Raw genomic sequence first — 15,520 nt, 5'->3', positions numbered from 1 at the left:
TGTTTTCTTTCCTTTCTATAACATAGAGATCAATGAAAGGTAGAAAAGTTAGATGTTCAGACATATTTTCATGCATGTAATTATGGGTACAGTTTACAAGTTTATATAAAATAAGCAGAATAAAATTAAGGTTTTAAATCATTATAATCTATACAGTGCGGTAATTTAATAAAATGGTCAAAGAATTATTCTAAAATAGTTAGTTATTGTAAAGGAGTGAGTGGGTCTATGGAAATAGTATTATTAGCACGTGCGATTTTTTTTGGTTTATTGTTTGTTTTACTATCTTGTGTACTTTTACATCATTTATATATAATAATCTCTGAAATTATTAAAGAAATTAAGGTGGGGTTTCTGGAACTATTAATGAGTTTCAAAGAGCAAACTCATAATGAGTTATTCAAAAAGTTTTGTGGCATAAGAAACTATCGTATTAAGTTAAAAAAGATATTGACAGTATTTGATTTCTATATTGAAAAAATTATTCATAAACCTAAATATCTTTTAATAATAGATGGTATAATATTATTTTTGTTTTTGCTACAAATTATGAAATTAAAAATTATTCCCACAAGTGTTAAAAGCATTATAAAGAATATTCTTGTACTTATATATTTAATTGGAATGATATTGGTTACGGTAAAGCTAGCGAAGGAAGATTCTATATTATCAAAAATTCAGTCGTTTCTAATATTGGCAGTATTCGTACTTTCTTTTGCGTTAATACCGGTTATTTTATTTAGCAAATCCAAAATAGGCTTACAAGAAATTGTGGGCGCATTTATAATGTTCCTTAGCATGGTATTTTTTTGTGTTTTTGTAGCAATTAAATATTATTACAAAAAGATGGCATTTTTTGTTGTAATATTTGCATATTTCGTAATACTTTTCTTTGGATCAATTGCTTTTGGTGAATTTTACTGGAATAATTATCCGATAAAATTTTCTGAACTAATATCTCAGCTTAATAATCTTAATAATACTGATAATATATGGTCTGAGATTATGATAGTAGCAAAGATGGGTATAAGAGGTTTTTTTGAATTTCCATCTCAAGATACATTATGTAAAATAACTGTTTTCCAATTTATGATAGGTAAAATTATGGATTTAGTATTACTAGGATATATAGGAACTCAGATTTTGAAAATTAAGAATTATACAGAGAAAGCTAAGGAAAAGACTCCCTAAAATTAGGCTCAAAGAGGGAGAAAAGTGATAAAATTATAAGTATAAAAGTATAGGAGATAAAAACTATGGAATTATATGAATTACATAAAGAAATATGTAATCATATCGATAATGGTGAATTTGATAAGGCCATGGAGAAAATTGCTTTACTAGAAGTAGCAGAAGTAGATCCAAAATATAAAAGCTATATTTTAAGCGGCATTTATATAGATATCGGTTCAATAAAACATGATGAGGATTTGGTTAATAAAGGTATTGGCCTTATATTAGAAAACCTAAATGAATATGAACAACAAGAAAATATATTGCAAAGTGTATATTACAATTTAGCTAATGGATATTCTGCACTGTTTAATTTGAAGCGAATAAATAACTTAACGTATGGATTTATGAAAACTGATACTGAAGCACATAAGGCAATAAAATATTATAAAAAGTCCTTAGAATGTAGAAAGAAGTTAACTGACATAACAGTGCAAACTTATGTCAATTTAGGAAATACGTTTGATTCTATTGGAAGAAATTTAGAAGCTCTTTATTATTATGACAAAGCTTTGGCAATAAATCCGTATTTTGGAATGGCCTTGGCTAACAAAGGGTTGGCGTTGAAATATTATGCGGGAATAACAGGAGAACACTGGAGGATGTACTATATAGAAGCTTATAACTTTATTAACCTTGGCTTAAAGTATGGCGTACATAGTGAAGCTAAAAAGGAATTTTTGAGAAACTTACATGAAATAAAAAAATATGTAAATAATGTTGAACTAAGTGATTTAGAGAAGCCAAAAATGGATACTCAATCAGATTTTGAAAAGTTTTTAGTTGAATTTTGCATAAAACATAAACTATATTTAAATTTATGTAACTTTTGTCAAAAATGCCAGCTTTCTTTAGGGGATGACATTGTCATTAAAAATATGATAGTTGATATAGCAAAATCATCAGAAGACGATACATATCTGAAATTATCATCGTTTTTGAATGAAATAAAAGAAAATTACATTGCTGCAAGATTTTTACTTGTACAATCCGTTTATAGAGATAATGACTTAAGTTTTGCTGACAAAAATGTTGCTATTATAGATACTTTAGATTATGTAGAACATAATATTTTTATCCAGCTATTGAAATTTGCTTTTAGAAATATGTATGATATTTTAGATAAAGTCTCAATATTCTTAAATGAATATCTTGAGCTTGGTAAAAAAGTTGAAAACATTGATTTTAATAATATCTGGTATGAAAAGAAAGAACAAAATAAATTTAATATTAACAATAAAATTATAAAAACAAAAAATTATGCTTTAAATGCACTTTTTAATATACATTTGGAATTTAAAAATGGTGAATATAAAGATTTAAGGGAAATTAGAAATGCTTTGACGCATCGCTTTTTAAATGTATATTGGATGGGAAAATACAGTTTTGAAAATATGAATGAAGAGTATTTGGTTGATAAAACAATCCAGATTACACAAATAATTAGAAATGTGATTATATATTTGATTAGTTTTGTTTATATGGAAGAAGCAAAGAAGGGGAGAAAACTAAAAGGTAAACTAGTGACTCTAAATGCGTATACTATCCCAGATCATTTAAAAAACTTATAAGAGATTAGTATATAAACCTGAATCCTTTTGCTGGCAAGAATTTATATATGATAAAGAGATTGTGTAAGAAAAGGCAAACTTGCTTTAAGGACCATACTTAAAAGAGCGGAAAAACTGCATGGAGGACAAAAGCCTGTCCCATATTAACTTTACAGTATAATAATGTTACATACAGGGGTTATCTCAAAAGTAAATATAAAGGTCATAAAATAAAAGATGTGGCGGCCTGTGATGTGAGACAAATTTATTGTCTTTAATAATAATTATACGAGGAGGGTTAAGATTGAAAGAGGAATTAAAGTTAAGTAATGACAAAATTGAAAGTTTGCTAAATGAAAAAGCAAAAATTTGGGAGACAATGCAAGCAAAAAGAGCTGAAGAATATTATTATGACGAAATATTTCCACTGGTAGTAAATAAGTTTCACTTAAGCATCAATAATGAGTTCTACGGTAAGTACGAAAATCTAATATTATCTTTAGGTATGTCATTTGAACCGTTAGTTTTAACTATTAAAGCATTAAAGCCTAAAAGGGTATTGTTTTTATACACAGAGGATTCTTTGAAAAATTTAGACGAAGTAATAAAATGGACAAATTTGCTGCCATCACAATATGTTGCTGAAGAAATAGTTAAAGATGATCCTGTTGATATTTATCGAGTATTAAAAAAGGTATATGTTGACAGATGGGGTTCTCCTGGCAAAACGGCTATTGATTTTACGGGCGGTACTAAATCGATGTCTGCTGGTATTGCTATGGCAGGTGCTTATTTTAAAATTGATTTGATTTATGTGGCTAGCGAATACAACAGTAAAATGAGAAAGCCAAAACCAGGGACAGAAGAGCTAAAATTTGTAGAAGATCCATACCATGTTTTTGGCGATTTAGAAAAAGATAAAGCAATAGCACTTTTTAACAAAAATGAATTTGTATCGGCATATAATATTTTTTCAGATTTGGAGGAAAGAGTCGCTGATAGAGATTATATATTCTATAAATTGTTATCTAATATTTACAGATTATGGGATTGTTTATATTTTAATGAATGCATTAAAGAATTCGAAAAATTGTTCAGTATTATAAAAGCTTGGAGATATGTTGAAAAAGACTTAGCCGCATATAAATATTATGAAACTTTGTATAATCAGTATAGGCTCATCAAACCGTTAGAATCGATTAATCTTAACGATAAAAATGAAGAATGGGAATATATTACTAATAAAGAGCTTTATATACCTCTTATGTTTTCAATATATACAAATGCATTAAGGAGAAGTGAAGAGGGAAAAAATGATGTTGCTATCTTATTGCTGTATCGTGTTTTAGAGCTGATAGCCCAGGTTAGATTAGCAAAAAATGGGTTTAATGTTTCGTTGCCCGATTATTCGGTTTTTAATATTGATAAACATGAGCTATTATCGAGAATGAATGAAAATATAAAGCATTTTAAGAATTTTAAAACTTATGCTGAGTTACCTAATAACAGCATAGCACTTTTTGATGCGTACGTTATACTAAAAGCGATTGAAGATGAATTGATTGAAGGGATAAATATCGGAATGATATATTCAAATGTGAAATTAAGAAATAAATCCATATTTGCCCATGGATTTGGAATCCTTTCAAATAATGACTTTGATAAATTTCATGAAATAGTAAGAAAAATTTTTATCCGTTTTTGTGACCTTGAAAGTATAAATTTTAAAAGCGTTTGTGGCAACTATAAATTTATTTTATTATCTTAAAAAGAAAGGATGAATATGTATGTTTAAAAAAGCTAAACCATTTTTTATTTACACTGAAACTCCGACTCACGTAGGGAGTGGTTCGGAATTAGGGTATGTCGATCTCCCGATTCAGAGGGAAAAGCACTCCAATTTCCCCAAAATTGAAGCATCAGGTTTAAAAGGTTCTTTTAGGAGTGTATTTAACTCAGATCCCCAACTTAAGGATAAAGTAAAATATATATTTGGACCAGAAAATGGTGATGATCATGCAGGAGGATTAGGTTTTTTAGATGGACGTATCTTGTTATTTCCTATAAAATCTGTAAAAGGTATTTTTGGCTGGGTTACATGTCCATATGTCATTTCCAGGTTTAAAGAGGAAATGAGCTTGTGCGAAGGAGTAAATTTAGAAAAATTAGATGGTATTGAAACTATCAAGCCTTATTCTATAGTTGAGAATTCAAATCTTAAGCTGGAAGATAATGATGTGGTTATACTTGAGGAATATTCTTTTAAAGTTCAAAAGGATGATAAACTTAAAAAGTTTTCAGAGTGGTTATCGGATATAATATTTCCAAAGTTGCAAAATTCATCAGGAGATGTTTATCGCATATTTAGAGAAAAGATGCAAAAAGATATTGTGGTTCTTTCCGATGATGATTTTAGGGATTTTACAGATATGTCGACAGAGGTTATAACGAGAACCAAAATCAATACTGAAAAAGGTACGGTTGAGGATGGAGCCCTCTTTAATGAAGAATATATTCCTGAGAATACTGTATTTTATTCGTTAGCTTTAGCTTCTGCTCTATTTGTTGATGAGAAGGAGAAAGAATCCATAAAGAAAATCGATAAAACCGATGAGGATTTTATACTAGATTATTTCTTTAGCGGTATAGAAAAGTACGATATAATTCAAATAGGTGGCAATGCTACAATTGGCAAAGGTATTGTTAGAATTGTTACACCAGAAGGAGGCAATGATAATGCCTGAAATAGAGTCTATAAAAGCTACAGTAAATAAGAGAGCAAAATTTGCATATGAGTGTGTAAAAAATGTGAAAGAAAACAAAGACAAAAAAGTCGGAAGTTATTATAAATCAAATTCTAAAAGGTTAATGGCTTTGATAAAGACAAATGGCCTTGCGATGACATTGGCTTTTATGAAATCATCTAAGAACAAAAGTAACGGCGAGGCTGGCGAGGCTTATAATCTATTATATGGGGATATTGATAATTGGCTCAAATCCCCTGATTGCCCTGTTAACGCTTTATATAACAAGTACCAAGAAAAAGATATGGTAGAAAGAGTAGTATCTTTTGATAGTTATTACTACCGCATCATAACAAAAGAAGTCATGGAATTTATAAATTGGGTTAGGAGATTTGCTGAAGGGATGATAATTGATGACTCAGATTCAAAAAATTAAATTGCCATCTGATACTTGTTCTTTTTTTAAAAATCAAAATATTTATGATATTGAGAATTTCAACTTATTGTTAAACAAATACGCGGAATTTGAAGACAATATGACAAGAAATTTACCAGAGATAGATAGCAGTAAATTTAGCAGTTGTATTCAATTTATAAAAAAACAAAGATATTTAATTGAGAGATACAAATCTCAAGGATATGATGTGGATACTTATATATTCAGGCCTGATGGCAGGATTGTGGTGGGACTGGGGCAAGAATCGGTGAGAGAGGTTTCTATGACGCTTCACTGGATATACGGAATTCCATACATTCCTGGACAAGCTGTAAAAGGTGTAGTGTCCAACTGGATCATTTCAGAAGGCGGAGAAGATGATGAGAATTTTAAATTGATTTTTGGAGATGAGGATAATAAAGGCAAAGTTATTTTTTTAGATTCATATCCTGAAAATAACAGTTTTTATATAAGGAAAGATATAATGAATCCGCACTATACAGATTATTATACAAAAAAGGACTTTTATCCGACTGATTGGCAGGATCCTAATCCTATTTTCTTTTTAACTCTTGAAAGAGTTGTTTTTAACATTTACTTGATTTATTTGAAAAAGGACATAAGATATTTAAAAATTGCGGGGAAAACGCTTGAAGAATGGATGATAGAGGCTTTTAAATATGGAGGAGTTGGAGCAAAGACATCTTTAGGCTATGGGACAGGCCAATTAACTTTAATTGGAGGAAATATGTGATATGTATACGGTTGAATTTGATCTTAAGTTATTGACACCTCTTTATATGTTTGGAGCGGAGCCAAATTATCTCGAATTAAAAACACCGGAATTCAAGGGGATGATTCGCTTTTGGTGGAGAGCATTGAAATGCTGCAAAAACGTAAGCAAATTAAAAGAAAAGGAAGAAGAAATTTTCGGTGGTACATCTGTTAAAGCTAGAAAAAGTGAAGTTAGAATTATGATAAAAGATTCGAGAATTGATAGGAACATCGGTAGTGATTTAAAAAACGACTATAGACTTAATTGGCGTTACGACAGTGAAAATAAAGTCCTAATTGGAAAAGACAGAGGCATAGGTTATTTGTTGTATTCTGTGGTTAGAAAAAAATATTTTAAACCTGGAATTACTTTTAAGTTTATTTTATACAGTAGGGAAGAGGAAGCTTTAAAGAATACCGTGGCAGCTTTTTGGTGTGCTGCCAATTTAGGTGGGTTTGGCTCAAGGGCTAGAAGGGGTGCAGGCTCCCTAACTGTTGTTAGTGTTGTGGGTGATACTTATGGTCTGGATTTTGTGCCGAAAGGTAACAATAGTCAAGAGTTAGCACAGTGGATTTTAGAGAATGTTAGCAAAGCATCTGATATTATAGGGCCAATAAATATTGATTGTAATGATTATACTAATATTATTTCTTCATCGTTTATTGTATCAAAAGAAAGTTACAATACATGGCATGATGCATTATCGGATATTGGTGAGATGTACATGAATTTTAGAAATGGAATGAGAAATAACATACAGAATGGTATTTTTGGACTTCCAGTTGTACATTCCAATAAAAATAGAGTAATAGGAAAGAGCGATAAATATGACAAATATATAATAAATAGAAGATCATCTCCACTATTATTTAAAGTCCTAGAGTGCAATGGCAAATATCATTGGATGGCATTAAAACTAGGAGGATCTTTTTTGCAAGAAGATATGTATTTGGCGTTTGTTAAGGAAGAAGAAATCAATGGACGGAAGGAAATAACGGCTTTAGAGAATGCAAAACCGAGTTATGCTTTACTAGATAAATTTTGGGATGAAATAAAGAAAAACAATGATGGTGATTATCGCTTTAATATACGAGGTGAGAATCTATGAGTATGCGAGAAAAGCTATTTGAAAGAAAACTCAAAGCCTTTTTTCATGATTCTCCAGATAAGCCATTTATTTTACTAACAGGTGAAAATCATGAAATGCGTGCACATGAGATATGTGAAAAATTAGGAATTGTATATGACGATAGTAAAGGTTCTGATATTGTTGCATCTTCAATGGAAAGGTATTATCTACCAAAAAATGCTAGCAGAAACAAAGAGTTACAGGTCGCATTTCAAAATGAACCGGAATTTGTTCATCCACTTTCGGGTAAAAAATATAGTGGCTTTTTAAACATTCGAAAGGATGTATTTAAAAAAGCTGTAGACGATGCTACATGGGAATTATCACAAAAAAATTTTAATAATAATTTTGAAAAATTTGTGTATATATGGCGCTATTTAAACGAATATCTGAAAAAATATACACCTATTGAATATAGAAAATATTGGGATATAGTTCCGGCTGATACCAGATTTCCTAATCATACTATTTTTGAACATTTAAAAGTAACATCTTCAATGAATGCTGATTTATACAATAAAATTAACTTAAACAACATGACATTGTTTATTTTTACTATAGGACCAGTACAAGAATATATAGCACAGGCAAGGAAAACTCAAGATTTGTATTGGGGAAGTTACATCTTGTCATATCTAACATGGGTAGCAATAGAAAAAGTCATAGAGGTATATGGCCCAGATTCTATAATTTTTCCTGATCTTATGGAACAACCGTTGTGCGATTTTTGGATAGAGAAGTTATTTAATGACGAAAAAACTGATGTTGGAGATCTTAAAACGCCAAGCATTCCTAATAGATTTTTTGTCATATTGCCGACAAAAGATATTCAAGAGATTAGATCATTAAACCTTGAAAAAGTAGTAAGAGATGAATTTATAAAGATAGGAGATTACGTCATAAACAGTCTTTTGATTTGTGATGATATTCAAAAGGAAATATTTAGAAATCAATTAAAGGATTTTCTAGATGTGTATTGGGTGGCGTTACCTCTGGAAAATGGTAATGTAGATAAAGCTGACTGGAAAGTACAAATTGATATGATTCGAAATTACTTTGCTGATGATGAAATTGAAGAGATAGAAAAGTTGCTACAATTTGTTGAGAACAATGGGGAGTATAAACCTAATATTGGGAATATCTATGGTTTACTTTATTCTTTTATGGAAAAGATGATAGGTGCAAGAAAAGCCATAAGGAATTTTAGCCAATATGAAGAAGAAGGTCGTAAATGTTCCATATGCGGTGAACGCAATGTTATAGTCTACAGGTGCACAAATGATGAAGATAGAAATATTAAAAAAGGAAGAGAAAGCCATAAAATCAAGATTCTTAGGAAACAGAATGCAATAATCAGAAAAAGCGACGATAAAGGCATTCCATATAAATATATATCACAAGGTGAGGGGTTGTGTGGCATATGCTTGGCAAAAAGAGCTTCAGAACTTTACTTTAAATCAATTATTGGCGATAACAATGTAGAATGGAACTTTCCGTCAACTGCAGAGATAGCATTATTGGATATAATAAATAATCCAGATGATAAACTTAAATCAATGATTTGTGATTACATAGATATGGTTAAAAGCTGCGGAATCAACTTTGATTATGAGCTTTTATATGAGGAAAACCTCAATGAGGCTTATTTTGAGAAGTATAATTTCCCCTCAGATAAATTGCCAGAACTTAAAAAACTATTAAAGTGTATCGATGATATGATTAATAATCTTAAGTTAAACAAAAAGAAATACTATGCCATTATCAAATTTGATGGCGATGATATGGGGAAATGGTTATCTGGAGTAAAGGCGCCCGATATGTTGGATATGTATCATAGCAAAATTCAAAACAATTTGCCAGATGATTTTAAGCAGATAATAAAAAATAAAAGACGATTAATGACACCAGATGTTCACTCTTCTATAAGCAAGGCTCTAAAAAATTATTCTGTAAAGTATGTGAGGAAAATAGTAGAAGAATCAGGAGCGGGAAAAGTTATATATTCCGGTGGGGATGATGTACTTGCTATTGTAAATCTGAATTCATTAATTGATGTAATGATAAGACTTAGAGCAGCTTTTAGCGGACACTTAAATGTTGAAAATGGGATAAAGCCAGATTTTACAATTGATACGGGATTTATAGATTATAAAGATAGAATCGATATACTTATGGGTTATAAAGTTACAGCGTCAATGGGTGTAGCCATAGCTCACTACAAGGAAGATTTAAGAAATGTTGTAGAATCTGTAAGCCAAGCAGAAGAATGTGCGAAAATGGTGGATGGGAAAAATGCATTTTCAATAAAGCTTATCTTACATTCGGGTGAAAATTATATTGCCACTGCAAAGTGGAATTATAATGATATTAGTGACAGAGAAGGAACAATAGGTATATTAAAAAATATACTTTCGTTTTTTGCAAATGAAAAAGTAAGTACTTCTTTTGTTGAAAAATTAAAAGATTCTTTAGATAAATTAAATTTGGGTGATCTTCCACATGGCATTTTTGACAGTGAAGTGAGAAGAAATATTATACGGTCATTAAACAAAAACTTAAATAGCAATGAAAAAGAAAAAATTGTAAATGATTTGCATAACTTGTTAAGCTTGCTTTATAAAGAACTTGATAATGATAACTTTATTGGTCTTTTATTTATACTTACTTTTATAAATCGGGGAGGGGAAAAGTAAATTATGTTATTTAAAGTGTCTCCTTTGGACAATGTATATTTTGGCAGTGGTATGCCTTTTAGTGCTGGATTTGAAAGCATAGGTAAAAGTATATTTCCACCATCGCCTTCGGTTTTTTATGGTGCATTTGCTACTTATTATCTTTCATTGAATGGGATGAATTCCCAAAATATAGCTTTTGTTAAAGAAAATTTGCGAGTAAAAGGGTTGTATTACAAGATTGGTGGAGCATGGTATACATTGGTACCTATGGATCTTGTAATAGGCGAAGACGCGAAAAATAAAGAGGAAAATGAAGTTGAATTTTTACAAATGTGTAAACCTATAGTAAAGACTGACTTAGAAGACGAGCAGATGGATTTGTTGTATTCTGTTGACAAGGTTGATAACGTGAAGGGTTTAATTGACGATGAGGCTATGAGCTATTACCTAAAAGGTAAGAAGGAATGTATAACTTTCATACCCTTTAAAGACTTTGTTAAAGCAGAAGATAAAATAGGGATAAAAATAGACGATAGAAAATGTTCAGTGAAAGAAAGCTATTTGTATAGAATAAATTATATAAGAATGGCCAAAGACGTAAAAAATTTTTTGGATTTCGCCGTGGATGTTGAATGTAGAGGCTTTTCATTTCCAGACAGTGGATTAATAAAATTAGGTGGAGAATGTAGAGTTGCAAATGTTAGTAAAATAAATGAGTTGCCCAAATTTTTAGATGAAACTTTTGTTGAAGAAATAAAAGAAATTATTGAAAAAACTAAAATGTTTAAATTAATATTAATAAATCCTGCTATATTTAAGAGTGGATGGAAACCGGATTTTTCTGATTTAAAGACTCGTGTAAAACTCATTGCTGCCGCTGTTGGTAAACCGATTAGAATAGGAGGCTGGGACTTAGAGAACAAAAAGCCTAAGGTTATGTCCAAAACAGTACCAGCTGGTAGTGTTTATTACTATAAGATATTAGACGGTCCGATTGATGATTTAATAGAAAAGGTATATAACAATGGTATTTCAGATAGCAGATCCAATGAAGGATTTGGTGTGTCTTTATTAGGAGGGATAGTGTGATTAAGTTAATAACAACTGTTGGAACATCGCTTTTTGAGAATTACTTAAAAGAGAAAGAAGATATAAAGACGTATTATAAGCAGATAAAGGACAAAAATTATAGAGAATATGAGGAATATTTTAATCCGATAGAAAAAGTAAAAAGAGCAATTTTGAATTTCTACAGCAAGAACCGCTCGGAGGATATTTCAGCGGAGATAAAAAGTGTAAAAAAAATTAGTGAGTATTTGAAAGAAGATATAGACGTATATTTGATTGCTACTGATACTATTGTTTCATCTGTTGCTGCTGACATTATAAAAAAATTTTTAGAAGATGATGGTTTCATAGTAAAATTTAATCCTAATATTGATATTATTAAAGGTTTGCAGGTAAAAAATAAAGAACAATTTATAAGTGAAGGATTGAGTAATTTAATTAAAAGGATTAATGAAATATTAAAAGAAGAATATTACGGAAATGCAGCTTTTAATATATCGGGAGGTTATAAGGCTATCATACCATATTTTACAATGATGGCTCAGATAAATGGATGTGATACTTATTATATTTTTGAAGATACTGAGGAACTTATAAGTATACCCGCTGCACCAATAACTATTGATATTGAGATGTTTGAAAAATATAACAGAGAATTTACAGAGTTGAGTTCATGTATTGACAATTATAGTAAGTGGAGAGAAAACCATTATGAGTTCGTTAATAAAGCTAGATCATGCATTGAAATTGCTGATAATATAGCATGTTTATCACCTATTGGTGAGATTTTGTGGGGAAATTACAAAAGTAGATATAACATATTCTTTGCAACGAAAAATGTTATAGAAAAAATTAAAAACAACAAAATTCTTGCACAGAAAGTAGTCAAGTTTTTAAGTGAAGATAATATACGCGATGAGAAAACCGAAATAAAAGGTTTAAAAATTAAGCATAAGGTGTATGATGATGGAAATAACAACTATAGAATTGTTTATGATCAAAGGGATGATCAGATTTACATCTATGCGATTTTTGACTATGAACCGGATGAAATAAAATTTATAAATGATCCTAAACAAAGTAATAGAATAGAAGATTATGATTTTATACAATACAAAATTGATAAACAATCATTAATGATTGATTTATTAATACAGAATTAAGTTATGCAGAACAGAAATTTTGATCTCTTTAATGCGTACTAGAAGGTGGAGAAATCTAGTGAACATAAAAATAAGAGAAGCATTATTTAATGATTATGAAAGTTTAGGTATGATGACAAAAAATAGAAGAATGAAATTGTAGATTTAAAGATGTTTTTATTAGATTATTTAAACAAATTGATTATTTTGAGGGGAAATGCTAGAATCAAATTACAGTTTGTAGGGTTTTGGATCAAGATATAAAAACATACGCACAACATGGCGTATAAAGAGAGAGATAGAGAAAGGGAAGCACTGGATAGAGTATATGAAATTGCAAAGTCTTGTAGCATAAGCATAGTCAGTAGGAACTTACATTAAACGAGTTTATTGAGGATATATTTTCAGAGGTGTATTAAAGTGTTACAGAAGGATATTGATGAAGTCGAAAAAAAATTTAAGAGTGTATTGGATGAACTTAGAAAAAATTATGATATAAAACTGATTTATGTATTTGGATCATATGCAAAGGGCAATAACACAAAGAACAGTGATCTAGATATTGCCGTGCTTTTTGGCAATGATTATGATTATATGGATAAGCTTAATTTGATTGGAGATTTAATTTCTATATTTAAAAGAGATGATATAGATTTGGTAGTATTAAATTCTGCGAATCCGGTATTGAGGCATCAGATAATTAAATTTGGTAAACTTATTTTTGAAGAAAATGAAGATATAAAAGTTGAATTTGAAGTGAAAACCTTAAGAGAATATATGGATATGGAACCTTTCAGGAGGACTCAGATGGAGTTCGTCAAAGAGTGGATAGAGAATGTTTTGGAGGGAGATTATGACAAAAAGCATATTGGAAACAATTAATAATAAAATAAAAGAGCTTCAAAAAAATTTAATATTGCTGAAATCAGTGGCACAAGATGTTAGTGAAGAAAACATAAAAGTAGATATGATTAAATATTGGGGAATAGAAAGAGGAATTCAAATATCAATTGAGTGTGTTATTGATATTGCAAATATTATAATATCTGCTCTCGGTATCGAAAAACCAGATACATATAAAGAAAGTATTTTAGCATTGAGTAAAGTTGGTGTTTTGCCGCAAACATTTGCAAGAAATGTATCAAATATGGTTTCTTTCAGGAATATACTTGTACATGATTATATGAAAGTTGAGGAAAAAATAATTGTTGATATATTGAAAAATCATTTGGATGACTTTGTCAAGTATATAGATTATATTAACAAGTGGATTGATGAAAATTATTGAAAGTAACAATAATAGCACAATAAATAAATGATATGATAAGATTAATGAAAGAGCTGATATGGACCCAATATCTTTAGAGGACATAACAAAAGAAGTAGAGGATGTTAGAGGGAAGAGGTATTATATACGATAAGATAACTGATTGTAAGAGACGAAAAGGATAATATGATACTTGAGGAAGCTGTTTATGGAAATGCAAATTATATAATAACTGGTGATGATCTGCTGATTTTAAATTCTTTTTATAAATAAAGTGTCACATCATGTCCATAACATATTATAAAATAAAAGTTAGGATGTAAAAATTAACTGTGATATGTAAGGAAAATTTAATTGTCAATAATATATGACAATTTGCTTTGCAAATCTCATATATTGATTTAAATGTATTTTTGGTTCTAAGGGGATATCAAAAAATAAATTTAATATGGGAGGAGTTGCTGTGTTAAATCACATAAAAAATATTCGTTTTATTTCATTGATAATATTATTGTTTTTTATTATTTTTTTCACTAGTTGTAAAGATAATAAACCTAATAATCTAAATAACGCTGTCACTTACACTGAAAAATCTGCAAACGACCCAAGTATATCGCATGAAGCTGATAAAAATGAAGAAATAGATAGTTATTTAAAGAAAGCAAAGGAGCTTTATAGTTCGGATATTAATGAGTCTATACGATATTACTTTAAAGCAAATAGCCTTGGATATGATCTATTAAATGACAATGAGTTTGGCAGCGAATTGATGAAATATGCAAAAACTGTGCTATATAAAAATAATAAATCAATGGATGATAAACAATTAGATGACCAAATTGCTATAGGAGATCTCAATGATGACAGTAAACCTGAGATAGCTATATTTAATGATCGATATACACTAGATGATTTAACTTCTAACAAAAACAGCATAGATATATATTGCTATAATAAAGATAATTATACTTTAATTTCTTCTTATAAAGGAAAATATATACCGGAGCATTGTATTAAAATAGTAATAGGTAAAATTGCAAAAAACAAAACTGGTATTGTAATGGAAGGCTTGAATGGGGCACACGGAGGACAAGCTTATGTTTATATATTAAATGATAATAATTTAACGTTTGCTATTGATGATATAGATTTTGAAAAATTATATGGCGTATATCCAACGGAGATTAAAGACATAGATAATGATGGCATTTTAGAGTTTTCTGGCATGGAAATCGATCCTAATTCTTCTGATCAATCAATGGTGTATTCAGATAAAATTATAAGGTGGTACAAGTGGAATGGGACCAATGGAATTATTGAATGTAAAGTTGAAAAACGAATTGACAGACCAACAGGGCAAAACAACAACAATAATATTCCAATAGATTATAATTAAGATAACAACATCTCTAATTTGGAAAGTACCAGATGTAATACAAAGTGAGTTTGAATTAGCATAATGAAATCAAATTTAGATTTATTTTTACAAAAATATTAGTGT

The 15,520-nt window shown here is 29.7% G+C and carries 14 protein-coding genes; all 14 read left to right on the top strand.

Annotation, left to right across the window (positions count from 1 at the left end; all coding sequences use genetic code 11):
- Window positions 1-228 precede the first annotated feature (228 nt).
- The 14 genes from Q2T46_RS03370 (at window position 229) to Q2T46_RS03305 (ending at window position 15,415) form a co-directional block, all read left to right on the top strand.
- A complete protein-coding gene (locus tag Q2T46_RS03370) occupies window positions 229-1,191 on the top strand; it encodes a hypothetical protein (RefSeq protein ID WP_303264261.1) in 963 nt (320 codons plus the stop codon).
- Window positions 1,192-1,256: 65 nt separating this feature from the next.
- Window positions 1,257-2,804, top strand: coding sequence for an LA2681 family HEPN domain-containing protein (locus Q2T46_RS03365; protein ID WP_303264262.1), 1,548 nt, complete (start codon window positions 1,257-1,259; stop codon window positions 2,802-2,804).
- Window positions 2,805-3,087: 283 nt separating this feature from the next.
- Window positions 3,088-4,551 carry a TIGR02710 family CRISPR-associated CARF protein gene (locus Q2T46_RS03360; RefSeq protein ID WP_303264263.1) on the top strand — a complete coding sequence of 488 codons (1,464 nt, stop codon included), beginning with the start codon at window positions 3,088-3,090 and terminating at the stop codon, window positions 4,549-4,551.
- Window positions 4,552-4,570: 19 nt separating this feature from the next.
- Complete coding sequence (cmr4, locus tag Q2T46_RS03355) at window positions 4,571-5,527, top strand: type III-B CRISPR module RAMP protein Cmr4 (RefSeq protein WP_303264264.1); 957 nt, start codon at window positions 4,571-4,573, stop codon at window positions 5,525-5,527.
- Window positions 5,520-5,963 carry a type III-B CRISPR module-associated protein Cmr5 gene (cmr5, locus tag Q2T46_RS03350; RefSeq protein ID WP_303264265.1) on the top strand — a complete coding sequence of 148 codons (444 nt, stop codon included), beginning with the start codon at window positions 5,520-5,522 and terminating at the stop codon, window positions 5,961-5,963. The genes cmr4 and cmr5 overlap by 8 nt, the downstream gene beginning before the upstream one ends.
- On the top strand, window positions 5,941-6,717 hold the full coding sequence (cmr6, locus tag Q2T46_RS03345) for a type III-B CRISPR module RAMP protein Cmr6 (RefSeq protein ID WP_303264266.1): 777 nt from the start codon (window positions 5,941-5,943) through the stop codon (window positions 6,715-6,717). The genes cmr5 and cmr6 overlap by 23 nt, the downstream gene beginning before the upstream one ends.
- A gap of 1 nt (window position 6,718) precedes the next feature.
- Window positions 6,719-7,846 carry a type III-B CRISPR module RAMP protein Cmr1 gene (cmr1, locus tag Q2T46_RS03340; protein WP_303264267.1) on the top strand — a complete coding sequence of 376 codons (1,128 nt, stop codon included), beginning with the start codon at window positions 6,719-6,721 and terminating at the stop codon, window positions 7,844-7,846.
- Window positions 7,843-10,560: a type III-B CRISPR-associated protein Cas10/Cmr2 gene (gene cas10 / locus Q2T46_RS03335; protein WP_303264268.1), complete on the top strand. Its 2,718-nt coding sequence runs from the start codon at window positions 7,843-7,845 to the stop codon at window positions 10,558-10,560. Before cmr1 ends, cas10 begins: the two co-directional genes overlap by 4 nt.
- 3 nt (window positions 10,561-10,563) lie before the next feature.
- Window positions 10,564-11,631, top strand: coding sequence for a type III-B CRISPR module-associated protein Cmr3 (gene cmr3 / locus Q2T46_RS03330; RefSeq protein WP_303264269.1), 1,068 nt, complete (start codon window positions 10,564-10,566; stop codon window positions 11,629-11,631).
- A complete protein-coding gene (locus Q2T46_RS03325; protein ID WP_192403798.1) occupies window positions 11,628-12,773 on the top strand; it encodes a putative CRISPR-associated protein in 1,146 nt (381 codons plus the stop codon). The genes cmr3 and Q2T46_RS03325 overlap by 4 nt, the downstream gene beginning before the upstream one ends.
- A 399-nt stretch (window positions 12,774-13,172) precedes the next feature.
- On the top strand, window positions 13,173-13,634 hold the full coding sequence (locus tag Q2T46_RS03320; RefSeq protein WP_303264270.1) for a type VII toxin-antitoxin system MntA family adenylyltransferase antitoxin: 462 nt from the start codon (window positions 13,173-13,175) through the stop codon (window positions 13,632-13,634).
- A complete protein-coding gene (locus Q2T46_RS03315; protein ID WP_303264271.1) occupies window positions 13,606-14,040 on the top strand; it encodes a type VII toxin-antitoxin system HepT family RNase toxin in 435 nt (144 codons plus the stop codon). Before Q2T46_RS03320 ends, Q2T46_RS03315 begins: the two co-directional genes overlap by 29 nt.
- A gap of 165 nt (window positions 14,041-14,205) precedes the next feature.
- The gene (locus Q2T46_RS03310; protein WP_303265820.1) at window positions 14,206-14,292 is read left to right on the top strand and encodes a hypothetical protein; all 87 of its coding nucleotides are present in this window, start codon (window positions 14,206-14,208) and stop codon (window positions 14,290-14,292) included.
- 190 nt (window positions 14,293-14,482) lie between these two features.
- Complete coding sequence (locus Q2T46_RS03305) at window positions 14,483-15,415, top strand: hypothetical protein (protein ID WP_303264272.1); 933 nt, start codon at window positions 14,483-14,485, stop codon at window positions 15,413-15,415.
- The last annotated feature ends 105 nt before the right edge of the window (window positions 15,416-15,520 follow it).

This window comes from Thermoanaerobacterium sp. CMT5567-10 (genome assembly GCF_030534315.2).
Taxonomy (GTDB): Bacteria; Bacillota; Thermoanaerobacteria; order Thermoanaerobacterales; family Thermoanaerobacteraceae; genus Thermoanaerobacterium.
This window is presented reverse-complemented; position numbering and strand designations above follow the sequence as displayed.

What these genes read in the sequence shown, in the direction of transcription:
- Q2T46_RS03315 (WP_303264271.1), top strand. Translation starts at nt 13,606, where the DNA reads ATGACAAAAAGCATATTGGAAACAATTAATAATAAAATAAAAGAGCTT.
- cas10 (WP_303264268.1), top strand. Translation starts at nt 7,843, where the DNA reads ATGAGTATGCGAGAAAAGCTATTTGAAAGAAAACTCAAAGCCTTTTTT.
- Q2T46_RS03365 (WP_303264262.1), top strand. Translation starts at nt 1,257, where the DNA reads ATGGAATTATATGAATTACATAAAGAAATATGTAATCATATCGATAAT.
- Q2T46_RS03310 (WP_303265820.1), top strand. Translation starts at nt 14,206, where the DNA reads ATGATACTTGAGGAAGCTGTTTATGGAAATGCAAATTATATAATAACT.
- cmr5 (WP_303264265.1), top strand. Translation starts at nt 5,520, where the DNA reads ATGCCTGAAATAGAGTCTATAAAAGCTACAGTAAATAAGAGAGCAAAA.
- cmr6 (WP_303264266.1), top strand. Translation starts at nt 5,941, where the DNA reads ATGACTCAGATTCAAAAAATTAAATTGCCATCTGATACTTGTTCTTTT.
- cmr1 (WP_303264267.1), top strand. Translation starts at nt 6,719, where the DNA reads ATGTATACGGTTGAATTTGATCTTAAGTTATTGACACCTCTTTATATG.
- cmr4 (WP_303264264.1), top strand. Translation starts at nt 4,571, where the DNA reads ATGTTTAAAAAAGCTAAACCATTTTTTATTTACACTGAAACTCCGACT.
- Q2T46_RS03370 (WP_303264261.1), top strand. Translation starts at nt 229, where the DNA reads ATGGAAATAGTATTATTAGCACGTGCGATTTTTTTTGGTTTATTGTTT.
- cmr3 (WP_303264269.1), top strand. Translation starts at nt 10,564, where the DNA reads ATGTTATTTAAAGTGTCTCCTTTGGACAATGTATATTTTGGCAGTGGT.